Source organism: Bacteroidota bacterium (assembly GCA_016213405.1).
Taxonomy (GTDB): Bacteria; Bacteroidota; Bacteroidia; order Palsa-948; family Palsa-948; genus Palsa-948.
On record JACRAM010000088.1, the window covers coordinates 98,329 to 121,360 of the forward strand.

Annotated in this window: 23 protein-coding genes; 14 read left to right on the forward strand and 9 right to left on the reverse strand. The window is 40.3% G+C overall.

Going from position 1 to position 23,032, the window contains the following annotated elements:
- The first annotated feature begins 79 nt into the window (after positions 1-79).
- The 14 genes from HY841_10985 (at position 80) to HY841_11050 (ending at position 13,923) form a co-directional block, all read left to right on the forward strand.
- Positions 80-844: a DUF2520 domain-containing protein gene (locus HY841_10985; protein MBI4931278.1), complete on the forward strand. Its 765-nt coding sequence runs from the start codon at positions 80-82 to the stop codon at positions 842-844.
- 2 nt (positions 845-846) lie between these two features.
- On the forward strand, positions 847-1,815 hold the full coding sequence (locus tag HY841_10990; protein ID MBI4931279.1) for a geranylgeranylglycerol-phosphate geranylgeranyltransferase: 969 nt from the start codon (positions 847-849) through the stop codon (positions 1,813-1,815).
- Positions 1,816-1,859: 44 nt separating this feature from the next.
- On the forward strand, positions 1,860-2,459 hold the full coding sequence (gene maf, locus HY841_10995) for a septum formation protein Maf (GenBank protein ID MBI4931280.1): 600 nt from the start codon (positions 1,860-1,862) through the stop codon (positions 2,457-2,459).
- Positions 2,460-2,575: 116 nt separating this feature from the next.
- Complete coding sequence (locus tag HY841_11000; GenBank protein MBI4931281.1) at positions 2,576-3,259, forward strand: metal-dependent hydrolase; 684 nt, start codon at positions 2,576-2,578, stop codon at positions 3,257-3,259.
- A gap of 12 nt (positions 3,260-3,271) precedes the next feature.
- Entirely contained in the window at positions 3,272-4,084 is an 813-nt protein-coding gene (locus tag HY841_11005) for a ParA family protein (GenBank protein MBI4931282.1), read from the forward strand.
- Positions 4,085-4,183: 99 nt separating this feature from the next.
- Entirely contained in the window at positions 4,184-5,095 is a 912-nt protein-coding gene (locus HY841_11010) for a ParB/RepB/Spo0J family partition protein (protein MBI4931283.1), read from the forward strand.
- A gap of 38 nt (positions 5,096-5,133) precedes the next feature.
- Positions 5,134-5,691 carry a hypothetical protein gene (locus tag HY841_11015; GenBank protein ID MBI4931284.1) on the forward strand — a complete coding sequence of 186 codons (558 nt, stop codon included), beginning with the start codon at positions 5,134-5,136 and terminating at the stop codon, positions 5,689-5,691.
- A 37-nt stretch (positions 5,692-5,728) separates the two neighbouring features.
- A complete protein-coding gene (gene dapB, locus HY841_11020) occupies positions 5,729-6,445 on the forward strand; it encodes a 4-hydroxy-tetrahydrodipicolinate reductase (protein ID MBI4931285.1) in 717 nt (238 codons plus the stop codon).
- A 58-nt stretch (positions 6,446-6,503) separates the two neighbouring features.
- Entirely contained in the window at positions 6,504-8,132 is a 1,629-nt protein-coding gene (gene lepB, locus HY841_11025) for a signal peptidase I (protein MBI4931286.1), read from the forward strand.
- 148 nt (positions 8,133-8,280) lie between these two features.
- Positions 8,281-9,603 carry an aminotransferase class V-fold PLP-dependent enzyme gene (locus tag HY841_11030; GenBank protein MBI4931287.1) on the forward strand — a complete coding sequence of 441 codons (1,323 nt, stop codon included), beginning with the start codon at positions 8,281-8,283 and terminating at the stop codon, positions 9,601-9,603.
- A gap of 42 nt (positions 9,604-9,645) precedes the next feature.
- Positions 9,646-10,044 (forward strand): type II toxin-antitoxin system death-on-curing family toxin, encoded by a 399-nt coding sequence (locus HY841_11035; protein ID MBI4931288.1) that lies wholly within the window; start codon positions 9,646-9,648, stop codon positions 10,042-10,044.
- Entirely contained in the window at positions 10,013-10,189 is a 177-nt protein-coding gene (locus HY841_11040; GenBank protein MBI4931289.1) for a hypothetical protein, read from the forward strand. The genes HY841_11035 and HY841_11040 overlap by 32 nt, the downstream gene beginning before the upstream one ends.
- A gap of 51 nt (positions 10,190-10,240) precedes the next feature.
- A complete protein-coding gene (locus tag HY841_11045) occupies positions 10,241-10,924 on the forward strand; it encodes a T9SS type A sorting domain-containing protein (protein MBI4931290.1) in 684 nt (227 codons plus the stop codon).
- A gap of 65 nt (positions 10,925-10,989) precedes the next feature.
- Positions 10,990-13,923 (forward strand): T9SS type A sorting domain-containing protein, encoded by a 2,934-nt coding sequence (locus HY841_11050; GenBank protein ID MBI4931291.1) that lies wholly within the window; start codon positions 10,990-10,992, stop codon positions 13,921-13,923.
- A gap of 11 nt (positions 13,924-13,934) precedes the next feature.
- Here the strand turns inward: HY841_11050 and HY841_11055 are convergent, their stop codons facing one another.
- The 9 genes from HY841_11055 to HY841_11095 all read right to left on the reverse strand — a co-directional run bounded on the left by HY841_11055 (position 13,935) and on the right by HY841_11095 (position 22,824).
- Positions 13,935-14,675, reverse strand: a complete 741-nt coding sequence (locus tag HY841_11055; protein ID MBI4931292.1) for a hypothetical protein — start codon at positions 14,673-14,675, stop codon at positions 13,935-13,937.
- Between the two features lie 257 nt (positions 14,676-14,932).
- A complete protein-coding gene (locus HY841_11060) occupies positions 14,933-15,181 on the reverse strand; it encodes a type II toxin-antitoxin system HicB family antitoxin (protein MBI4931293.1) in 249 nt (82 codons plus the stop codon).
- Positions 15,178-15,381: a type II toxin-antitoxin system HicA family toxin gene (locus HY841_11065; GenBank protein MBI4931294.1), complete on the reverse strand. Its 204-nt coding sequence runs from the start codon at positions 15,379-15,381 to the stop codon at positions 15,178-15,180. Before HY841_11065 ends, HY841_11060 begins: the two co-directional genes overlap by 4 nt.
- Positions 15,382-15,498: 117 nt before the next feature.
- Positions 15,499-16,950 carry a PAS domain S-box protein gene (locus tag HY841_11070; GenBank protein MBI4931295.1) on the reverse strand — a complete coding sequence of 484 codons (1,452 nt, stop codon included), beginning with the start codon at positions 16,948-16,950 and terminating at the stop codon, positions 15,499-15,501.
- A 126-nt stretch (positions 16,951-17,076) separates the two neighbouring features.
- On the reverse strand, positions 17,077-17,829 hold the full coding sequence (locus HY841_11075; GenBank protein ID MBI4931296.1) for a Crp/Fnr family transcriptional regulator: 753 nt from the start codon (positions 17,827-17,829) through the stop codon (positions 17,077-17,079).
- A gap of 267 nt (positions 17,830-18,096) precedes the next feature.
- Positions 18,097-18,540, reverse strand: a complete 444-nt coding sequence (locus HY841_11080) for a hypothetical protein (protein ID MBI4931297.1) — start codon at positions 18,538-18,540, stop codon at positions 18,097-18,099.
- 298 nt (positions 18,541-18,838) lie between these two features.
- Complete coding sequence (locus HY841_11085; protein MBI4931298.1) at positions 18,839-20,824, reverse strand: menaquinone biosynthesis decarboxylase; 1,986 nt, start codon at positions 20,822-20,824, stop codon at positions 18,839-18,841.
- A gap of 162 nt (positions 20,825-20,986) precedes the next feature.
- Positions 20,987-21,427: a transposase gene (locus tag HY841_11090; GenBank protein MBI4931299.1), complete on the reverse strand. Its 441-nt coding sequence runs from the start codon at positions 21,425-21,427 to the stop codon at positions 20,987-20,989.
- A 74-nt stretch (positions 21,428-21,501) separates the two neighbouring features.
- Positions 21,502-22,824, reverse strand: a complete 1,323-nt coding sequence (locus tag HY841_11095) for a citrate (Si)-synthase, eukaryotic (protein ID MBI4931300.1) — start codon at positions 22,822-22,824, stop codon at positions 21,502-21,504.
- Between the last annotated feature and the right edge of the window lie 208 nt (positions 22,825-23,032).

Consider the following 23,032-nt stretch of genomic DNA (forward strand, 5'->3'; position numbering starts at 1 on the left):
AAGGGGTCGGATATGAATAGTAAATCATAATCTATTCACGTTCGACTCCGGAGGAGTCGAATAAAGAAACAGAATACAAATGAAGATATTTTTAATCGGTTCAGGAAATGTTGCAACTCAGCTGGGAAAAGCATTTAAAAGATGTGGACAGCAAATCGTTTTCATTTACAGTCCAAATTTTTCTCACGCAGCAATACTGGGCAAAAAACTGAAAACAAGCTTCGGAAAAACGATGGATGCATTTGCAGAATTTCCAGCAGATATTTATATCATAGCAGTAAAAGACGATGCCATCACAGAAGTCGTAAAAAAACTTCCTGCTTTGAAAAATAGTTTGGTCATTCACACTTCAGGCGCTACGGATATTGCTGTACTGAAGAAGAAATTCAAAAACTGCGGAGTACTGTGGCAGATTCAAACCATAAAGGCAAGAACAAAAGTTGATTTCAGAAAAGTTCCTTTAGTGATTGAGGGGAGCAATCCTTCTTCAGAAAAAAAAATAAAACAACTTGCGAATGGATTAAGTCGGAAAGTATATGTTTTCAATTCTCACCAGCGAAAAATTCTTCACTTGGGTGCGGTGTGGGCAAATAATTTTCCAAATCATATGTATTATCTCGCTGAAACTCTACTAAAAAAGCACAAACTTCCGTTCGAGCTATTCGGACCGATGATTCTCTCCACAGCAGAAAATGGAATAAAGAATCCGCATGCCTCACAAACAGGCCCCGCAAAACGTAACGATAAAAAAACCATGAACGAACATCTGAAATTGCTTTCAGGAAATAAAAAATTCAGAGATTTATATAAACTCATAAGCAAAAGTATTCTTCAATCGCAGTAAAAGTGATAGCGTTTCTCAAATTAATTCGCCTGCCCAACCTGGTTATCATTGCTTTCACGCAATACATGATCCGCCTTTGCCTGATTGAGCCCATTCTCAGACTTTCAGGAATGTATCTGCAGATGAGCGATATGGAATTTGCCTTGCTCGTTCTCGCCACCGTTTTTATTTCTGCAGGAGGTTACATCATCAATGATTATTTTGACGTGCGCATTGACAATATAAATAAACCTAAACAACTTGTTATTGATAAAGGTGTAAAACGCAGAGTAGCGATGGGCGCGCATGCTGTGATGAGTTTTCTTGGAGTAGCAATCGGAATTTTTCTCTCCTGGCGCTGCCATATTCTTATGGCGGGTTCAACATTGTTCTGCGCTTCTGTAATCGCTCTATGGTATTATTCCACTTCGTTCAAATACCAGTTTCTCAAAGGCAATCTGTTGGTTTCACTTTTCACCGGAATAACTCCGTTTATGGTTGCATTGTTTGAACTGCCGAAAATTATTTCTCACTATAACAACACACTTGCGCAGCAGCAGTACGATTTCGGAACTGCGACAACTTATACTATTCTTGTCTGGGTCGGATGTTATGGGATTGCCGCCTTTGCACTCTCGCTCATCCGCGAAATGATAAAAGATATGGAAGATGTGGAAGGTGATATGGAGTACGGATGCCGAACCATCCCGATAGTTTTAGGAATAAAAAAAGCAAAGATGATTACCTCTGCGCTCATTGTTTTATTCATGGCAGGAATCGGATACGTGATGCCCCACCAGTATGAAGCAAAAGATAAAATCTCGTTTTTATATTTTCTTATTTTGATTCAACTTCCATTATTGTTTATTCTGCTCCGTGTATTCAAAGCCAAAGAGAAAAAACATTTTCACTTTGCAAGCGTGATGGTAAAAATAGTTATGCTGACCGGAATCTGTTTTCTATTTTTATTAAAATTTATTCTTCTTAAATAATTATGCTTTCGTATTTTTCGTACCGTTTCGTTTTTCGATGATTTATGCTGAAAGAAAAATTAAAAAAATATAACATCATTCTTGCCTCCAAATCTCCTCGCAGGCAATTTCTGTTGAAAGAACTTGGTTTAGATTTCGAAATTCAGACAAAAGAAGTGGATGAATCCTTCCCTAAAAAACTCAAAGGAAAACAAATCGCACTTTACCTCTGCAAAAAAAAAGCGGAAGCATTCAAGCGTGAGCTCAAGCCGAATGATTTGCTCATTACTGCCGATACAATTGTCTGGATAAATAATAAAGTACTGAACAAAGCCGCAAATTATGCTGAAGCGGTGAAAATGCTCAAACTTCTCTCTGGAAAAATGCATACGGTTTATACTGGAATTTATCTTTTCCTTCCCTCTCCTAAAGGAGAGGAACAGAGGGCGAGGTCTTTTGTAGTTTCCACAAAAGTCTTCTTCAAAAAACTCACAGAAAAGGAAATTGATTTTTATATCCGCAAATACAAACCATACGATAAAGCAGGCGCTTATGGCGCGCAGGAATGGATTGGATATGTTGGCGTTAAAAAAATTATCGGATCTTACTTTAACGTGATGGGTCTGCCAGTGAAGGAATTGTACGAAGAGTTGATGAAACTTTAACAACTGTCAATAACTTTCCCGCGTTAGTAATTAACACACCTTTGTTTATAGTTTCTCTTTCCATCCTTTTCATTTAGCTGTAAATTTATCGCATTAAATAAAAAGATTCACAGGAAATGAAAGTTACGTATTTCGGTCACGCCTGCATAGGTGTTGAAACCGGAGGAAAAAATTTGTTGTTTGACCCTTTCATCAGTCTGAATGAACTTGCGAAAAATATTGATGTGACAAAAATCAAAGCAGATTATATTTTTATTTCTCACGGGCACGAAGATCATCTTGCCGATGCTTCTTCCATAGCAAAAAGAACAAACGCAACAGTAGTTTCAAATTTTGAAATCGCTACCTGGCTTAATTCAAAGCAGGGAGTAGCTAACTATCATCCCATGAATCACGGTGGACGATGGAAATTTGATTTCGGAATGGTAAAATATGTGAATGCCGTTCATTCCAGCACACTACCTGACGGTGCAAGCGGTGGCAACCCCGGTGGATTTGTGATTGATTCTACCGAAGGAGCATTTTATTTTTCGGGCGACACTGCCCTCACCTATGACATGAAATTAATTGGCGAACAGTACAAATTAAAATTCGCCTGTCTTCCTCTCGGAGATAATTTCACGATGGGAATTGACGATGCAGTGATTGCTTCTGACTTTATCAAATGCAACAACATCATCGGCATGCATTACGACACATTCGGCTACATAAAAATAAATCATAACGAGGCAAAAGAAAAATTTTCAAAGGCAGGAAAAACCTTACACCTGCTTGAAATCGGAAAATCAATAACAATCTGAAAACAAAAATCTATGGGAAAAATAATCGCAATTGCTAATCAGAAAGGCGGAGTCGGGAAAACCACTTCAGCCATAAACCTTGCCGCTTCGTTTGCCGTGCTTGAACACCGCACTCTGCTTGTGGATGCTGATCCTCAGGCAAATTCCACTGCCGGTGTTGGTTTCGACCCAAAAAAAATCAAGACAAGCATTTACGAATGCATGATTGACGATGAAAGTCCATATGATATTATTCTGAAAACACAAACTCCACATTTGGATTTACTTCCCGCACACATTGACCTCGTTGGCGCTGAGATTGAACTCATCAATCAGCCCAAGCGCGAGTTCATGATGAAAAAAGTTCTTGAAAAAATAAAAGATGATTACGATTTCATCATCATTGACTGTTCGCCTTCACTCGGGCTTGTAACGGTAAATTCGCTCTGCGCTGCTGATTCCGTAATTGTTCCCGTTCAGTGCGAATATTTCGCGCTTGAAGGACTTGGCAAACTTTTGAACACTATAAAAATTGTTCAGAATAAATTAAATCCCGAACTCGCTCTTGAAGGAATTCTTCTCACGATGTTCGATTCGCGCCTCAATCTTTCAAAACAAATTGTAGAAGAAGTAAAACTTCATTTCCAGAATATTGTGTTTGATACCATCATTCACCGCAACGTGCGCGCTGCTGAAGCGCCCAGTTTTGGAGAAACTATCATCATGCACGATGCCGCCAGCAGTGCCGCTGTGAATTACCTCAACCTCGCGAGAGAAATCCTGCAGAAGAATGAACTCACACGCCTCACCGAAGCGGAAAAAATTATTACTGTGTCGGAAGAATAATTAACGATGTGTCATTTCGACTGAAAGGAGAAATCTCCTTGATAAGATTCCTCGCTTTGCTCGGAATGACAAATAGCAATCATTCGTATATTCGTATCCATGGTCAAGCGTTCATCACTCGGAAAAGGTCTCGCAGCGTTGTTGGAAGATTCAGGCAATGAACTTGCCTCAGCTTCGCGAATCGCAAGCGGAAATTCTGCTGTGGTTGGTTCGGTGGCAAATATTCACTTGTCGCAGATTGAAGCAAATCCTTTTCAGCCGAGAAACGAATTTGAGAAGCAGGCACTCGCTGAACTCGCTCAGTCAATAAAAGAGTACGGATTGATTCAGCCTATAACAGTTCGAAAAATTGATTTTAATAAATTCCAAATCATATCTGGTGAACGAAGATTCCGCGCTTTACAGCTGGCCGGACTTGATCAGATTCCTGCTTTTATCCGAATTGCAAATGATAATACCATGCTTGAGATGGCGCTTGTTGAAAACCTGCAGCGTGAAGACTTAAACGCGATTGAAGTTGCCCTCGGATATAAACGTTTAATTGAAGAATGTAATCTTACTCAGGAACAATTAAGCAACAAAGTGGGACAAGACCGCTCCACCGTTACAAATTTTCTTCGTTTGCTGAAACTCCCTGAACCGATTCAGGCAGCACTGCGTGACAAAAAAATAACGATGGGGCATGCACGCGCGCTTCTTTCCGTGAATGACGCTCAGCTTCAAACAAAAATCTTAAATGATATTCTGAAGAATGAATTATCCGTGAGAAGAATTGAGGAATACGCAAGAAATTATTCGGGAAAGAAACCAAATCAAAAGTCAAAAGTCAAAAGTCAAAAGAAAACAGCTGGGATTCTTTCTTTTGAAGAACAGAAATTGAAGGAAGATCTTTCTGACTTTTTCAAAACAAATGTTTCCATAGAAAAACAACCTGCAGGAGATGGAAAAATTGTCATTCATTTCAAGTCTGATGCAGAACTAAAAAAGATTTCCCGCCTTCTTGATTTATAAAGCCCATCCCTTCCTTCCCAAAGGGAAGGGGAAATAATATGCCAAGGTTTTTTATTTCATATTTTTTCTTTCACCTTTTTTCTCTTACCAATTCCTATGCGCAAACTTCCTCCCCTTCGGGGAGGCCAGGAGGGGCTGACAGAATTCATCCTCATTCTCCGAGAATGGCAATGATATTTTCCACCTGTGTTCCGGGGCTTGGGCAGGCATACAATAAAAAATACTGGAAAATCCCGATTGTATATGCTACTATGGGAACCACCATTTATTTGTTTGACTTCAACAACAAACTGTACAAAGGGTACAAACAGGCATACATTAATAAAACAGATACCGCTTCCGGCACTATTGACTTGTATCCTAATTATACAACTACTGACCTTCAAACGCTTTCAAATGTTTATCGCAGATACCGCGATCTGAATATTATTCTTACCGCCTTATTTTACACAGTGAATATTGTTGATGCGTATGTGGATGCACAACTGACCACCTTTGATGTCAGCGATAATCTTTCTATGACCGTCCTTCCATGCTTAAATTTATCTGCAAATAAAAAACCTGCTGCAGGATTAACGCTCGCATTAACTTTTTGACATTTCTCTTGGCGGTCAATTCGTATATTCGCACACTATGAGAATTGCATTATTCGGCTACGGAAAAATGGGAAAAGAGATCGAGCAGATTGCTCTTCATCTCGGTCATGAAATCGCATTGAAGATTGATGTCAATAATATTAATTCCATTACAAAGGAAGATTTACAAAAATGCGATGCTGCCATTGAGTTCTCTACTCCACATACTGCCATATCTAACATGAATAAATGTTTTGAAGCAGGAATTCCCATAGTGGTAGGTACGACAGGCTGGTACGATAAGGCAGATGAAGTGAAAAAAACCTGCAACCAAAAAAACGGTTGTTTGTTTTATGCTTCCAACTTCAGCATTGGTGTGAATATATTTTTCAAAGTAAACGAACAGCTGGCAAAAATGATGAACAACTATTCGGATTATAATGTTTCCGTGGAAGAAATTCACCACATTCATAAACTGGATGCACCAAGCGGCACTGCCCTGTCTCTCGCGAATCAAATCACTGACAATCTGAGTAGAAAAAGTAAATGGATAAACACAAAAACAAACAATGCTGAAGAGCTTGAAATAATTTCTAAACGAGAAGGAGAAGTGCCCGGGACGCACATCGTAAAATACTTTTCAACGATTGACGATATTGAAATCAGGCACACGGCTCATAATAGAAAAGGATTTGCTTTAGGCGCAGTAATGGCTGCTGAATTCGTGAAAGGAAAGAATGGGGTTTTCGGAATGAACGATATGATGAAACTTTAACACTTTTTAACTTTATCAAAGAAAATATTTAATCATCTTTGGCTTTATACAAAACAGCATGAATCTTCTTCTCATACTTTTCATCTTTGGAGTCGTACTTCCTTTCGCAGGGCTTTACAAAATATTTGAAAAAGCCGGATACAAAGGATGGCAGGGGATTGTGCCATTTTATAATTATACTATCTGGCTGAAAATTATCAATAAGCCAAAATGGTGGATTGTTTTCCTTGTGATTCCGTTCATAAACATGATTGCCCTCCTGCTCATGCGCGCTGATTTAGCAAACCATTTCGGCAAGAGAACTTTCGTGCACCACCTGGGCGCATGGCTTTTTCCATTCATCTATCTTCCTTATCTCGGCTTCAGTAAAGAAAAAATAGTTGGATATTCTGATAAAGATAAAATATCCAGAGGAACCATTCGTGAATGGGCTGATGCCATTGTCTTTGCGGTGATTGCCGCAACCATCATCCGAACTTTTTTGATCGAAGCATTCACCATTCCTTCCTCCTCCATGGAAAGAACTTTGCTGAACGGAGATTATCTGTTCGTCAGCAAATTAAGTTATGGTCCCAGAATCCCAATGACACCTCTTTCCATTCCGTTCGTTCACAGCAGTTTTATGGGGAAGAAATCGTATGTAGAAAGTGCTCAACTTCCTTATTACCGCTTGCCGGGATTTGGAAACGTTCAACGCAACGATGTAGTGGTTTTTAATTTCCCCGAAGGAGATACGGTTGCGATGATGAATACCAACACAAGTTATTATGGGCTTTGCAGAATGTTCGGCAGAGAAAATATCTGGCGCAACAGCGAAATAGTTTACCGCCCTGTTGACAAAGAAGATAATTACATTAAGCGTTGCGTGGCTGTTGCGGGTGATACACTCAAAATTATTGGCCGCACGCTTTACATCAACGGAAAGCCTGCTTACTTCTCTCCCACAGCTCAATTTAATTATGATTTAAAACTTGAAAGCCAGATTAATCCCAAGCGGCTCGAAGAACTTGATCTGTATGAAGCCACGCAGGTTTCTAAAGAAGGCTATCAGACTGCCTACCCGCTTACGCAATCCAATCTGGAAAAACTAAAAACATTCTCCAACATAAAAGAAATTTCTCCGCAGCAATTTGGCGCTGGCGAATATATGCCGCAGATTGCCGGAATGCCCGATGATGTTTTTCCTCACTCGCAAAAGTTTCAATGGAACCGGGACAATTACGGACCGATTGTGATTCCGAAAAAAGGAATGACTGTGAAACTTACCGTAGATTCTCTCCCGCTCTACTTGCGTGCAATAGATGTCTACGAAAACAACGATGTTGCTGTGAAAGATGGAAAAATTTTCATCAACGGAGCAGAAGCAACTTCTTACACCTTCAAACAGGATTATTACTGGATGATGGGAGACAACCGCCACAACTCACTTGACTCGCGCTACTGGGGTTATGTGCCGGATGACCACATCGTAGGCAAAGGCGTTTTCATCTGGATGTCGCTTGACCCCTTTGTTTCAGGAGCGAAAAAATTCCGATGGGACAGAGCCTTCGCTTTCATCAGCAAGGAAGGTTTATCCCGTTCTTACTTTATTCCTTTCCTTCTTATGCTCGGACTTTTCTTCGGTGTTTCCTATTTCAGAAACAGGAAGAAAATTCAAAAGCCGTATTCTCCAAGGGAAAACAAATAAAATTTACTGCTGTCATTCCGAACCCGCTTCGGGTGAGGAATCTCCTTATTATAAATCTGCACATCATGTGGAGATTTCTCTCCCGATGAATCGGGGTTAAAATGACATTTGGTTTTCATTATTATCTTCGTAGTAAATACACACTAAGATGAATTCACGAAGAAGTTTTCTCAAACAAGCCATTTGGTTTACGGGAGCTATTCCGTTCCTGGAAATGACCAACCCTCTTTTCGCGAAAGAGTTTCAGAAGCGCGCGGAAAAAAATCTGCTTCTACCTCCCGATGCCATGTCATCTGACGAAGATTTCTGGGGATGGATAAAAGAACAGTTCACCGTTTCTTCTCAACTGCTTTATCTCAACAACGGTGGCGTGAGTCCGCAGCCGAAATGCGTGCAGGACGCGCACATAAAATATTATCAGATGGCGAATGAAGGTCCTTCCTATTATATGTGGAGGATTCTGGATCAGGGAAGAGAAGCGCTTCGCGCGAAGCTTGCCGACCTTGCCGGATGTTCTCCTGAAGAAATCGCCATTAACAGAAACTCAACAGAAGCATTGAACACCACCATCTTCGGATTGAACCTGAAAGCAGGAGATGAAGTGGTTGGAACGTTACAGGATTATCCGAACATGATCAATGCATGGAAGCAGCGGCAAAAACGAGAAGGAATAAAATATATTCAGATCAATCTTGAACTTCCTAATGACGATGACGTGGCAATTACAAAGCAGTATACCAATGCGTTCACGGATAAAACGAAAGTGGTTCACATCACGCACATGATAAACTGGAACGGAAATCTTATGCCTGCTCAACTGATTGCTGATGAAGCGAAGAAAAAAGCCCCGAAGGGGCAGGAAATAGATGTAATACTTGATGCAGCGCATTCATTTGGTTTATTTGATTTCAAAGTGCCTGATACAAATTGCGACTACATGGGAACCAGTTTGCATAAATTCCTTTGCGCTCCTTTCGGAAGCGGGATGTATTATATAAGGAAGGAAAAAATAAAAGATGTATGGCCTTTGCTGGCAAGTTCCGTTGCGGATGATGACATCCGAAAGTTTGAAACGATAGGCACGCGCTCGTTTGCCAGTGAGATGGCGATTGGAGCTGCGGTGGATTTTCATAATGTGATTGGAAGCAAACGCAAGGAAGAGCGCATCCGCTTCTTGAAAAACTACTGGACAGAAAAAGTGGTGAAGAACCCGAAAGTGAAGATTCATACTTCAACCAACCCGAAACATTCCTGCGCCATTGCGCTTTTCAGCATTGAAGGATGGAAGCCGGAAGAGATTGAACAGAAGCTCCTTGACAAATACAAAATACACTGCATCACCATTAACTGGGAAAACGTGCACGGTGTGCGCGTAACGCCTAACGTTTACACTACTCCAAAAGATTTGGACAGATTAGTGAAAGCAGTGGAAGAAATTGCTGTGAGTGCTCCAACGGAGGCGAAGAAGTAAAATACTATCAAGGCACGAAAAAAAACTGCGTACCTTTACCTGATGAAAATAAAATATCTTTCAGAGCAGGATATTATTGAATTGAATGTAGTCGCTCTGAGTTTAATCAAAATCAAGAAAGCGGATAAGAGCGAACTATTGAGTTATTATAAATTAAAAGCAATAGTTGAAGGTTGTAAGAAATTAAAAGGAGACATTTATGATAAAACTGCATTTCTATTGAAAGAAATCATCAAACAACACGCATTTGCAAGCGGAAACAGAAGAACTGCATTTATTGCTGCAAAACATTTCTTAACTTTGAATAACGCCATATTTAATATTAAAGACGAACCCGAGTACGCAAAAATAATGACAGGCATCCGCGAAAATTATTATTCGGATGAAGAAATAAAAAACTGGATTCAAAATGGACAAATCAGAGAATTTAAAAGACGCTGAACTGTATCAGCAAGTTTGCACAGCACTAAAGAAAATTGGCAACGCTCAATTGCCTTCGCAGGAAGAATTTTACCAGCACCTGAAAAAAATTAAACAACTTATTGAAGGGCATAAATCTTTGCTGACTGCAATTGGGAAATTATAATCCCTCCATTTGAGCGCTCCAACGGAAGCGAAGAAGTAAATACAAAAGACAATGAAAAAACTTTTTCTTATCTCAACAATTTTTCTGACCTTGACAGTTGCACACGGGCAGACAACTTTTCAGAAAACTTATGGAGGAACGAATGCTGACGTTGGATATTCGGTTGAGCAAACTTCAGATGGAGGATTCGTTATTGCAGGATATACTCCAAGTTTCGGTGCAGGCAATAATGATGTTTATTTAATCAAGACCGATGGAAATGGAAACAGCGGATGTAATGAGAGTAATCCAGCCGATGTAGTAACATCTCCTGCATCAATTACAACAACCCCTGCAACTCTTGTTTCATTTGGGGGCATAACAGGAAATCCTGTCACACAAACAGGAAGCGGAGGAACTGAAACTACTCTTTGCACGACAGTAGGAATAAATGAAAACAATTATCAGCAGACAGTTTCTCTTTACCCCAACCCCTTCTCCACCCAAACAACTTTGCAATTAGATAAAACTTTAAAGAACGCAACCCTCACGGTTTATAATTCTTTCGGGCAGCAAGTAAAACAACTGAAAAATATTAATGGGCAGGCAATTACTTTGCACCGCGACAATCTTCCAAGCGGGTTGTACTTTATTCGCTTAACAACCCCCACTCCGTTTTCCTCCCCTAATGGGGGAGGTCAGGAGGGGGCTGGCTGGGGTGAGGTCGCAACCGAGAAGTTAATAATCACCGACTGACAACCACAAAAGACAATGCAACGATAGACAGTTACTTTGTATCTTTACGATAACACTACAACACAATGAAAAAACTTTTACTCCTTCCGTTTTCTTTTTTCCTCTTTTTTTTTTCTTCTTCCCTTTCCGCTCAGTGCCCTCCTCCCTGGAATTGGCAAAATCCGCTGCCACAGGGAAATCATTTGAATGCTGTTTATTTCCCCGCATCCGATACCGGCTTTGCAGCCGGCAACTGGGGAACAATAATTAAAACATTTGACGGAGGCGCAAACTGGATTGTGCAGACCAGCGGAGTCACAAATGATTTATATGCAGTTTATTTTATAAACACCAGCATCGGCTATGCCGCTGGCGATAACGGAAAAATTTTGAAAACCATTAACGGAGGAATTGACTGGACAATTCAAGGGAGCGGAACAACTCAGAATCTGCGTTCCGTTTTTTTTACCGATGCCAATACGGGTTATGTAGCGGGCGCAAACGGAACCATTCGTAAAACAGTAAATGGCGGAACAAACTGGGCTGCGCAAACCAGCGGAACTACTCAGACATTGCGCTCCGTTTTTTTCACGGCTGCTGATACGGGTTATGTAACGGGCACAAACGGAACCATTCTTAAAACAATTAATGCCGGCACAAACTGGATTGCGCAAACAAGCGGAGTAACCGTCACTTTATATTCAGTTAATTTCCCAGTTTCCGATACAGGTTACGCAGCAGGAGGCAGCGGAACAATTCTTAAAACCGTTAATGGCGGAACAAACTGGGCTGCGCAAACAAGCGGAACCACTCAATCGTTATATTCGGCTGCATTCATAAATTCCAGCATCGGCTATGCGGCTGGCGGACAAAGCGCAGGAAGAATTCTTAAAACCACAGATGGCGGATTAAACTGGAACATTCAAACAATTACCGGAAGTTTAGCATTAAACTCAATTTGTGTTACAGGCACTGACACTGTCTATGCCGCAGGAGAATTTGCTGTGGGTTTAATTCTTAAGACCACCGATGCCGGCACAAACTGGGCTTTTATTTCGAGCGGAACTTCTTCTAACCTGAACGCTGTGTTTTTTGTAAACAGCAGTTTAGGCTACGCTGCCGGTGCATCCAACACAGTTCTTAAAACTGTGAATAGCGGTGCAGTCTGGACGAAATTAAATGTTTCAATGTCCGGCACCATAGAGGATGTTTTTTTTACATCGGCCGATACAGGATATGCGGCAAGCAGCTTATTCATTTACAAAACTGTTGATGGCGGATTAAACTGGGTTTCGCAGCAAATGCCTCCGGGAAATAACCCGATATATTCAATTTATTTCGCAGATGCAAACACCGGCTATGCAGTGGGCGGCACCAGCAGCAGCGGTGAAAGAATTATAAAAACCGTTGATGGCGGAGCAAACTGGGTGGCACAGCAGCCGCCCGGAACACCGTTGTTAAGGTCGGTGTTTTTCACATCAAAGGATACCGGCTGGACATCGGGCTCAGGTGGCACAATTTATAAAACCGTAAATGGCGGCACCAACTGGACTGCGCAGACGAGCGGCACAACAGTATATTTGTATTCTCTTTTTTTCACAAGTACCGATACCGGTTATGCAGCAGGCAGCAACGGAACCATTCTTAAAACCGTTGATGGAGGCGCCAACTGGGTTCCGCAGACGAGCGGAATATCAGGTTCAATTAATTCAATTTTTTTTCCCGCTCCGAATATCGGCTATGCAGCCAGCGGAGGAGGCATAATTCTGAAAACTATAGATGGAGGCGCCAACTGGACTGCGCAGGCAGCGGGCACAAATTATATTTTAAACTCAATTTATTTTACAGATACTAATACCGGCTATACGGCAGGCGATAACGGAACCATTCTTAAAACAGTGACCGGAGGAATTGACCAGATGATTATCACTAACCAACAGATTGGAATTTGCAGCGGAGACAGTGTTTTCCTGCAGGGCGCGTATCAATCCGCAGCAGGAATATATTATGATACTATTATTTCTCCGGCCGGGTGCACAAGTGTGCTTCAAACCGCGCTCTCCGTAAATCCATCATACACTGTTCAGTCAGCGGCAGCAATTTGCAGCGGGGATAGTATTTTCCTGCAGGGAAATTATCAAACAACGGCAGGAACTTATTACGATACGCTTTCCACCACGTGCGGTGCCGACAGCGTATTAATAACAACGCTTGCCTTACATTCAAAATACAACACTCCGGTTGCTTTGGCAATTTGCAGCGGTGACAGCATTTGGACAGGCGGAAATTACCAAACTGCCTCAGGAACTTATTACGATACACTGCAAACAATTAACGGCTGCGACAGTGTAATTATTACAACGCTTACTGTAAAACCCACTTCAAGTTCAACCTTGAATCAAACCGCCTGCTTCAGTTACACTTGGCAAAGTAATACCTATACCATTTCGGGAACTTTTACCGATACCATTCTCAATGCTATGGGCTGCGACAGTGTGATGACACTGAACCTTACGATAAACACGGTGGACACATCCGTATCTGTTTCCATTAATTCGCTTACAGCAAACGCCACAGGAGCAACTTATCAGTGGCTTGACTGTAACAATAATTTTGCTGTAATTTCTGGCGCAACCAATCAGACTTATTCAGCAACAGTAAACGGAAATTATGCTGCCTCAGTTACCCAAAACAATTGCACGGATACTTCTACCTGTTATGCTATTACCCTAACAAATATTTCTGAAAATAATAAAGGAGATAGTTTCACTATATACCCCAACCCCTTCTCCACCCAAACAACTTTACATTCAAATAATCTTTTAAAGAACGCAACTCTCACCGTTTACAATTGTTTCGGGCAGCAAGTAAAACAATTGAAAAATATTAATGGGCAAACAATTACTTTGCACCGCGACAATTTACTCCCGAAGGGGCAGGCAAGCGGGTTGTACTTTATTCGCTTAACTGAGGGTGATAAATCTTTTACGACAGAGAAATTAATAATTACGGATAACTGAGTTTTTTTCTTCTATCCTTTCACCGCTCTCACAAACTCAATAAAATGATTTGATACTTTCCCTTCCGGAAAACTGGCGAGATATTTTTTTATCATGCGTATCCGTTCTCTCATTGATTTGTAACAATCCTTTCGCTCTACCACTGCCATTTTATAGCGGGTATCGTATAAAATAATTTTCTTATTCAGCGCGTGCAGGTTGTATGAGAGGTTTTGTATTCCATCAAGGGAAATAGCTGCATCGGAAGGGTTCCGGTAAAAACCGTTTTCGATCAATTCTTCAATTAATGCAAGCGTATTATCTGCAAAACCTGTTACAGCATTAAAACTCCGTTCGTGCTTGTGTTTTATCTTTCGTTTATTCTTTTTTTGTTTGGGTTTGTAAAAGTGAGGCTTGAGCTTTTTCAGCATGTCATGCGCTCTTTTATAATATACACTCTTATTCCCCGTTTCAGATGCGATATAATTTGCAATTTGTGTGAGCAATTTTTCAAAACATTGGGCATTGTTCAGCTTGTTATTGAAAAAGCAAAGCGCTTTCCGCTCTGAGCGGGCGTTGTCTAAAGGAATTTTTGCAGTGGTTACGCTATTATTTTTTGTGTTTACATCTGCGCAAAAGCGTACTAACTCATCTTTACTTGCTAATTCGCCCGAAGCATTATAGTCATCCCAACTTTGAATTAATAGTACGGAATTTTCAAAGCGGGATTGCCTCGAAATAAAAGACAAATGCTGAGATTTTTTTCCAACCATGTGAGTTTTGCATAAGGAATCGTCAAATTTATTTTGGTCTTGCCTGTTCCATAATTAAAACGAGCAAGGTTGGAAATTATTTTGACAGAATAATCTTTTTCATAGCGCGTTTCTGCAATTATTTTGGCAGGTTCTATTTTTATTTTCGCTTGTCCTGCTTTGAAACAGGCAAGGTTGGAAAAAACTTTGGGAATATTTGGAAGAAAATAAACTATTCCTCCGCCACTGCACCGCCTTTGTAAAGTTGGTTGCGGTATTTATTTACCTTTTCCGTAATGTGCTTTTGGTTCTGCTACAGCAAATACAAGCATTTCGCTTTCGGTCTTGTTTTCAGGCAGGTGCAATCCTTCTGCTGACAATCCTTCGAGATGAAATTGAATAGCTTCATACATATTTTTTTCAACTTCTTTTTTTGTTTTACCCGTTGCTGCACAACCAAGTATATCAGGAGAGTATGCGCTGAAGCCGCTTTTTGTTGTCTCTATTACAATTAAATATTTTTTCATTTTATATCCGATTTATCTATTTGGGCTTGTCGTACTATGCTGGCAAGCGTACCACGCGCAATATCATCCGACATACGATGACATGCTATAGTAACTAATCCCTTCTTGACAGAATGTTTAAACTGCATATGACTTCCTTTCTGTCTAACCAAAAACCAACCATCCTTTTCAATCAAGCGTATGGCTTCTCGTACTTTCATCCTAATTTATACAAAGATATGAAATTGCTTTTAGTCCTCAGTTACCGCACCGCCTTTGTTAAGAAGCCCCCTTACACCCGAAGGGAGAGTTTGAACGCGCCATTTGGCGGGTTGGGGTTATTTTAGTTTTGTTTTCAATTGCACTGTTGTGCCGAAATCTTTTTTGCTCATGATTTCGAAATCAGCATCTATAATATTTGCGCGCTCGCGCATGCCGAGTAATCCCATGGAAAATGGATTTTCTAATTTCTCGCTTGAGATTCCTTTCCCGTTGTCGGATACTTTCAACATCAATGAATCTTTGTCATGATTTACATTGATAACTACTTCACTCGCTTTGGCGTGCTTTGAAATATTGTTGAGCGATTCCTGGCAGATGCGGAAAAAAGCAGTGGCAGTAGCAGTGGCAGGAACAATTGCAGTCAAACTACTGCCGATGTCGCTGCTACTGGTGACCTTGCATTTAATACCCGTCTTTTTTTCAAACTCACCGGCAAGCCATTCAATGGAAGGAATCAGTCCGAGCGTATCTAAAATTCCGGGGCGGAGCTGTGTGGCAATTTTCCGCAGGGATTGTATGGTGTTGTCGGCATCCTTCATCATTCCGTTTATTTTTGCTTCTATGCCATTATCTGCGTTGCTCAGTTTTTTAAATGATGAAATGCCCATTTTTATTCCCGTCAACTGCTGACCTATATCGTCATGCATTTCACGTGCAATGTGCGCCCGTTCATCTTCCAGCACTTTGTTAAGATGCGCTGCGAAGTTCCGTATCTGTTTTTCTGACTGTGTTAGTTTTTCTGTGCGTTCAATCACTTTTTGTTCCAGTTCGGCATTCATCTTTTTTATTTGTTCTTCGGCATTTTTTCTATCGGTAATATCGGTGCGGATAACCACATACTGATAGGGTTTGCCTTGTTCGCTGAGGAAAGGAACGATGGAGGTATCTATCCAGTAGTAGCTTCCGTCTTTTGCTTTATTTTTCACATCGCCTCTCCATATTTTTCCGTTTGCAATGGTGGCATACAACTCTTTAAAAAATTCTTTTGGATGATGCCCTGAATTAATAATGCGGTGGTCCTGCCCAATTAATTCTTCTCGGGTATACTTTGATATTTTACAGAAGTTATCATTTACCTGTTGGATGATTCCTTTAACATCGGTTATGGCTACTATGGCTGTTTCATCGAGCGAAAATTTATAATCGGTTGCTTCTTTGCTGCTTTTCTTTAGTTGTGCCGTGTGTTCTTTTGTTTTAGAAATAAAAAACAGGCAGAGCCAGACAATAAGAACGGAGAACGCGCGGTTTACAATGGCGACATTCCAATTAACATTTTCAGCAAGCGGTTTAATAAATCCAATGAGAATAAATAAGGTGAACAGGATAGAAAAAACCAATGGGCATGGGCGGTGGCGAATCCATAAAGTAGCAAGCAATGGTAACGCATAGAACATACCAATGGCAATGCCAAGGGGCAATTGAAAATCAATGAACAAAATTGCCAGCGCGAGCAAAAGGGCAGCCGCGCACTTAAGGTATTCTGGTTTGTTTGGGTTTGTTATGGGCAATTGAAATAGTTTATACTGAGATTACACAGATTTCCGAAAAAAGACAAGATTACACAGATTGCTATTTTGTTGTTTCATCGGTGTAATCATTTTCGGATTTCTGACTACCTTTGGTATACATGACTTTTACTCTATACCGTGTACCAGTTTTTCCAGTTCCGCCCGAAGTAAAATCAGTACCTCGCGCTGCAGCGTTTTAATTATTTTTTTTGTGTTCAGGCGGCTCAGTATTCTTGAAACTGTTTCTCTGGTCAAGCCCGTCATTAAAGCAATTTCTTCTTTTGTAATTTTCACCTTTCCATCATTGTCGCTCAATGAAAGCAATGCCTGTGCCAGTTTTGTTTCTGACGAACCCGAAATCATTAGGATAGAATAGTTGCAAATACGTTCCTGTTCATTTTGCAGTGCTTCCATCAGCTTTGCACAGGCGCTCATATTTTGTGAAATAATTTTTTCAACCTGTGATGCGGAAATGGAACAATACTTTGTATCGGCCAAAGCAATTGCCAACATAAAATATTGCCGTTTGCTAAGCAACGCTTCAAGCCCTAATGGTTCGCCACAACGGGCAATGCGCATGATAACCGGCTGCTCCTGCGCATTCTGATGCTCCAACTTAACAGTGCCATGCACGATTACAAAAACGCTGTTTGCATTTTTATTCTCGTGATAAATGGCTTCATTTCTTTTTGCATGCTTAATATGTATGTGCTTTGCTAACTCGGCTAATTCATTTTTACTTAATGAAGTTGTGAAACATTTATCATTCACTTTGCAAATAGCACAAGGATACATTGATTTTTGTTTGGAAATTGAAACATAAATTTTTCGTTCGTAAAAATGTGAAATGTCATTAAAATCAACTGTGATAATTATCACAGACCTGTTTATTAAGTTTCAGACTGTTTTTAATTTGGATTTTACTTCACTCAATAATATCAACTTTTGAAATTAATTATTCATGCTGCATTGAAGGATGGAAGCCGGAAGAGATTGGTGAAAGCGATTGAGGAAACAGAGGCAAGTACTCCAACTGAGGCGAAGAAATAATATTAATCCTCCGCCACAGCATCGCCTTAGTATAAAAAGCCCCCTAACCCCCGAAGGGGGAGGGGAAATCATAAAATTAAGACAACATGTTTGTATTTAAATAGATTTTGATAAAGAAAAACCTATTCCTATTTTCCCCTGCAAAGGAAAACTATAAATATTCCAACTTACTTTCTTTTCTTTTCTTTTTCTATTTGAAATTAAATTCCATGCGCTCGTAATAATTGTTGTTGTTCCAATTCCTATATCAACTATCGCTAAGGTTTTATCAGAATCGAACCTATTATTATTACCTGGAAAAGTTAGCGCACCTAAATAAACCTGAAACGTACCCGAACAAAGACCAAGAATAGGATATATTTTTTCTTGTTTTTCTTTCTTACAAATCTGAAGAGTATTTAATCCGCATATACCAAGATTCCCGGGAATAATAAATGAAGAAAAAACCAAAGGAGTTACGGCACTAAGATTATCTCCTGCAAAAGTAGCTTTCGCTTTCAAGAAAAGAATTATCAAAGAATAGAAAAATATTTTTTTCACAAGAGATTAATTTTCTCTCATATGACGTTTTGCTACTTACATAAGTTACTCTTCAGCCACCGCCCCGCCTTTGTAAAGTTGTTTTAGGTATTTGAGAGAGGGGGAAGGAATAAAAGAGGTCATTGCAACTGAGAAATTGATAATTACAGATTGATATTCAGATAAGGTAATAAGGTCAGCAAAAATTGGAGGATTAACATTTTCTACTAAGGTTAAATACAAGCAATGAGGATAATTTCTATTCCGAATAAACCTTAGTAGAAACCAATAACAAAAAACAAAACCAAACCTTATTACCTTATTCCTCTGCGACTGCTGCACCTTTATAGAGTTGATTTCTATATTTCAGTGAAGGGGATGATATAAAAGAAAGGGAACCGAACATCTTACTCCACTTTTCATCAACGCTCTTTATAGTTTTTTCATCTGAACAAATAATATTGGGCCAGGGGCGGTCAAAGTTGTCGTGCTGTTTAGATTTTCTTGTTCCGTCTAATCCAATTCCAGACCTCACCCCTAACCCCTCTCCTGCAGGAGAGGGGAACGAGTCACGTTTCGGGTCGAAGTTGTTGGCGAAGCGCCAGATGCAGTCTTTGATATCGGTTATATCTGCTTTGTCTTCAACATAAATCACAAAAAGCCCAGAGCCCATTCCCACCCCTTCCCCAAGGGAAGTGAGTAAAGAAAATATTTTTTCATTCAACTCCTTAATATGATTTTTACGATTCTTTTCTACAGAAATAAATAAAACAGAAATCTCTTTTTCTAACAGAGATGAATTAATGCCTTTTATTTCTGAAAATGTTTTTTGAATATCTGTGGCGAACAATTTTAAAGCTAATAAAGGAAATTTATTCTCCCTCTCCTTGGGAGAGGGTTGGGGAGAGGCAGTTGCATCCAAACACATTTTGCCTCCAAACGCAAACTTGGAGCAGGCATGGTCGAGCACATCCATCGGTCCTTGGGAAAAGTAAATATCATTTGCAATATCTACATTATCAGAAATAGCTCTTGCTACTTCTTCGTAGTTGTGAATGTTCGTTTTACCGTCCACAATCACCAGAATTTTATTGAACATCATCTGCCCTGCTCCCCACATGGCGTTCATTACTTTCTGTGCGTGCCCTTCGTATTCGTTTTTAATTTTAACGATGACGAGATTGTGAAACACGCCTTCCACCGGCATGTGCATGTCAATGATCTCCGGAAGAATAGTCATCTTAATCGGTGCAAGAAAAATTCTTTCAATAGCTTTTCCCATCCAAGCATCTTCCTGCGGGGGAATGCCGACTATGGTGGATGGATAGATTGCATTCTTCTTATGCGTGATGCAGGTAATATGAAACTTCGGATAATAATCCGCCAAAGAATAATATCCGGTGTGGTCGCCAAACGGTCCTTCTAAAATGAATTCTTCATTCGGGTCAACCCCGTGGGACTTGGATTCATGTCCAACGGGGTCAACATAACCTTCAATAATTATATCCGCATCGGCAGGCACGTACATTTCCTGCGTTAAACATTTTACGAGTTCTACTTTTTTCTTCCGCAGAAAACCCGTGAACATGTATTCATCAAAATTGGGCGGAAGCGGGCAGGCAGCAGAGAAAACATACAGCGGATCGCCTCCAAGCGCAACCGCCACGGGCATTTTCTTACCAAGTTTTTTGTATTCGTTAAAATGCCCGGCAGAAACTTTATGCTTGTGCCAGTGCATTGCCGTGAGTTTCGGTCCGAACACTTGCATTCGATATAAACCTACATTCCGTATTCCGTTATTGGGGTCAACGGTGTGAATAATCGGAAGCGTAAGAAAATTTCCACCATCGTGCGGCCAGCATTTCATCACGGGAAAGAGCCCCACCCCGACCCTCCCCAATAGGGAGGGAGAAATAACAATATCCTGACATTCGCCTCTTCCATTTATTTTCTTCGGCATCCAGGAAGAAATCTTTCCCAGTTCAGGAAGCATCTTCAATTTATCTGAAAGAGAATTTTTAGGGGAAGTCAGCGAATGAAATAATGTCTCAATATCTTTTGCCACATCATCCAGTTTTTCTACTCCCAACACCATGCACATTCTTTTTTCTGAACCCATGGCGTTGATGAGAAGAGGAAATCCAGTTCCGGTATTTTCAAATAATAATGCTTTGTTGTGATTTGATTTGGAAATTCGGTCAACTACTTCAGCAATTTCAAGATGAGGATTAACAAACTCTTTAATACGGATGAGTTCGCCTGCTTTTTCAAGCTCAGAAATGAAATGTTCTTGGGATTTGTACATTTGAGCAAAAATAGAAATTAGGCTTATTCGAAAATAAAGTAATAAGGTTGATTATTGACGGGCGTTTTTATTTCTACTAAGGTTAAACCCGGTGATATGTTTGTTCTTTTGCCTTAAACCTTAGTAGAAAAAACAGATAACTAAAAACAAAACCTTATTACCTTACATTATTTGCAAAGTCTTTTGATAAAACTTTATGAATTTTTCATATTCCTCTGTAAAAGTAACCTTCCGATGATGCTCAGGCTGATTAAGTATATACTTACAAACTCTGTCAACATCCGATTTCGAGACGGAAAATGCAGAAGCGGATTCCTGCCACGCAAATTTTACAGCGCATAGTTTATTTTCAATAATAAATTTGAGCGAACTTTTGGCAATAATCGAAGCTAAACTTACCTCAGATAATTTTGGCGAGCGTGATGCAAGAATATGCACATGTTCGGGATTGGCATAAATAGCATACAACTGCGAATCATTATTATTTACTATTCCTGTTATGTACTTTTCAATCCTTTCACGGTTCTTTTCAGCAATGATGGGCTGGCGATGCAATGTTGTAAATATAAAATGCGTGTATAAATTATGGTATTCTATTTTCAATTTAAACTAATAATAAGGTAATAAGGTTGAAGAAAAAACAGATTATCTTTTCTACTAAGGTTAAAGTCCTCTCATTAAACAGTTACGCCTACTTTCTTTTTCAGCCCAGCAATCGTAATAGAACCCGGGCGTTCAAGCGGCATTCCGAGAACTCTGTCCCAAATGAGCGATGCCATCACACCCAGCGCGCGCGACACACCAAAGAGAACGGTGTAGTATTCAAATTCTTTAATTCCGTAATGCATGAGCAATGCACCGCTATGCGCGTCTACATTGGGCCAAGGATTTTTTATTTTTCCGGTGCTTTCCAAAATCGGAGGAGCAACTTTATAAATCATCTGAACTATTTCGCAAAGTTCGCTTACTTGTCCGTCTTTTTTGATGTAGCGGTTATAAAAATCTTGCTGAGCTGTAAAGCGCGGATCGGTTTTGCGAAGCACAGCGTGCCCGTAACCCGGAACTACTTTTCCATTTTCCAAAGTTTTCTTAATATAATCAGCGATCTGCTGTTCTGTGGGAAGTTTTGTTTTGAGTTCATCCTGCAATTCAAAAATCCAGTGAATCACTTCCTGATTGGCAAGCCCATGAAGAGGGCCGGCTAATCCGTTCAATCCAGCTGCAAAAGAAAGATAAGGATCGCTCAGCGCTGAACCCACAAGATGTGTTGCATGAGCAGAAACATTTCCGCCTTCGTGGTCAGCATGAATGGTAAGATACAAACGCATCAATCTGCGGACATCAATGGATTCATAGCCGAGCATGTGTGCAAAATTTGCCGCCCAATCCAGTTTCGGGTTGGGTTCAATGTGCTCACCATTATGATACTTCTTCCTGTATATATAAGCGGCAACGCGGGGCAAACGCGCAATCAGATTCATCGCATCTTCATACACATACTCCCAATAATTTTTTTTGTTGATGCCTTTGTGATAAGCTTCGGCAAATTCAGATTCAGTTTGCAAAGCCATTACGCCAATACTGAGCATCGTCATCGGATGCGTGTTACTTGGAAGATGATCCAGCGTATCAAAAACGTGTTTAGGAACAATGGCTCTTCTTCCCCAGCTATTACCCAAATTCATTACATCTTCTTTCGTGGGAAGTTCTCCCATCAGCATGAGATAAAAAATTCCTTCAGGAAGCGGTTCAAAACCTTTTGGCGCTTTCGGAAGTTTTTCCCGAAGTTCAGGGATACTATATCCACGGAAACGGATTCCCTCTTCAGGATCCAATTTGGAAGTTTCGGTAACCAGCCCGACAATTCCTTTCATGCCCTGATAGGTCTGAGCAATGGTGTATTCGCCCAGCTTTTTATCGCCATGCTCTTTGATGAATGCCTTTACATCTGCAGCGGCTGGCAGAGCTTTCTCTGCAAATTTTTCCCGAAGTGTGTCCATGTGTATAGGTATTAATTAGACATTATTCCGAATAAGGGTTTATGTACTTGATTTTAGATATATTACGAATGAAAAAAATCTTTAACACAGAGAACACTGAGCAGACAGAGTTACACAGAGAGTTCTGCTCTGTGAAACTCATTAAACTCTGTGAACTCTGTGTTGAAAATCGTGGATATAACATCTTAATCTGAATAATGTCTATTAT

Bases quoted from the DNA above. Each gene is read 5' to 3' on its own strand.
- HY841_10985 (MBI4931278.1), top strand. From the start codon at position 80: ATGAAGATATTTTTAATCGGTTCAGGAAATGTTGCAACTCAGCTGGGA.
- maf (MBI4931280.1), top strand. From the start codon at position 1,860: ATGCTGAAAGAAAAATTAAAAAAATATAACATCATTCTTGCCTCCAAA.
- HY841_11000 (MBI4931281.1), top strand. From the start codon at position 2,576: ATGAAAGTTACGTATTTCGGTCACGCCTGCATAGGTGTTGAAACCGGA.
- HY841_11005 (MBI4931282.1), top strand. From the start codon at position 3,272: ATGGGAAAAATAATCGCAATTGCTAATCAGAAAGGCGGAGTCGGGAAA.
- HY841_11010 (MBI4931283.1), top strand. From the start codon at position 4,184: ATGGTCAAGCGTTCATCACTCGGAAAAGGTCTCGCAGCGTTGTTGGAA.
- HY841_11015 (MBI4931284.1), top strand. From the start codon at position 5,134: ATGCCAAGGTTTTTTATTTCATATTTTTTCTTTCACCTTTTTTCTCTT.
- dapB (MBI4931285.1), top strand. From the start codon at position 5,729: ATGAGAATTGCATTATTCGGCTACGGAAAAATGGGAAAAGAGATCGAG.
- lepB (MBI4931286.1), top strand. From the start codon at position 6,504: ATGAATCTTCTTCTCATACTTTTCATCTTTGGAGTCGTACTTCCTTTC.
- HY841_11030 (MBI4931287.1), top strand. From the start codon at position 8,281: ATGAATTCACGAAGAAGTTTTCTCAAACAAGCCATTTGGTTTACGGGA.
- HY841_11035 (MBI4931288.1), top strand. From the start codon at position 9,646: ATGAAAATAAAATATCTTTCAGAGCAGGATATTATTGAATTGAATGTA.
- HY841_11040 (MBI4931289.1), top strand. From the start codon at position 10,013: ATGGACAAATCAGAGAATTTAAAAGACGCTGAACTGTATCAGCAAGTT.
- HY841_11045 (MBI4931290.1), top strand. From the start codon at position 10,241: ATGAAAAAACTTTTTCTTATCTCAACAATTTTTCTGACCTTGACAGTT.
- HY841_11050 (MBI4931291.1), top strand. From the start codon at position 10,990: ATGAAAAAACTTTTACTCCTTCCGTTTTCTTTTTTCCTCTTTTTTTTT.
- HY841_11055 (MBI4931292.1), bottom strand. From the start codon at position 14,675: ATGGTTGGAAAAAAATCTCAGCATTTGTCTTTTATTTCGAGGCAATCC.
- HY841_11060 (MBI4931293.1), bottom strand. From the start codon at position 15,181: ATGAAAAAATATTTAATTGTAATAGAGACAACAAAAAGCGGCTTCAGC.
- HY841_11065 (MBI4931294.1), bottom strand. From the start codon at position 15,381: ATGAAAGTACGAGAAGCCATACGCTTGATTGAAAAGGATGGTTGGTTT.
- HY841_11085 (MBI4931298.1), bottom strand. From the start codon at position 20,824: ATGTACAAATCCCAAGAACATTTCATTTCTGAGCTTGAAAAAGCAGGC.
- HY841_11095 (MBI4931300.1), bottom strand. From the start codon at position 22,824: ATGGACACACTTCGGGAAAAATTTGCAGAGAAAGCTCTGCCAGCCGCT.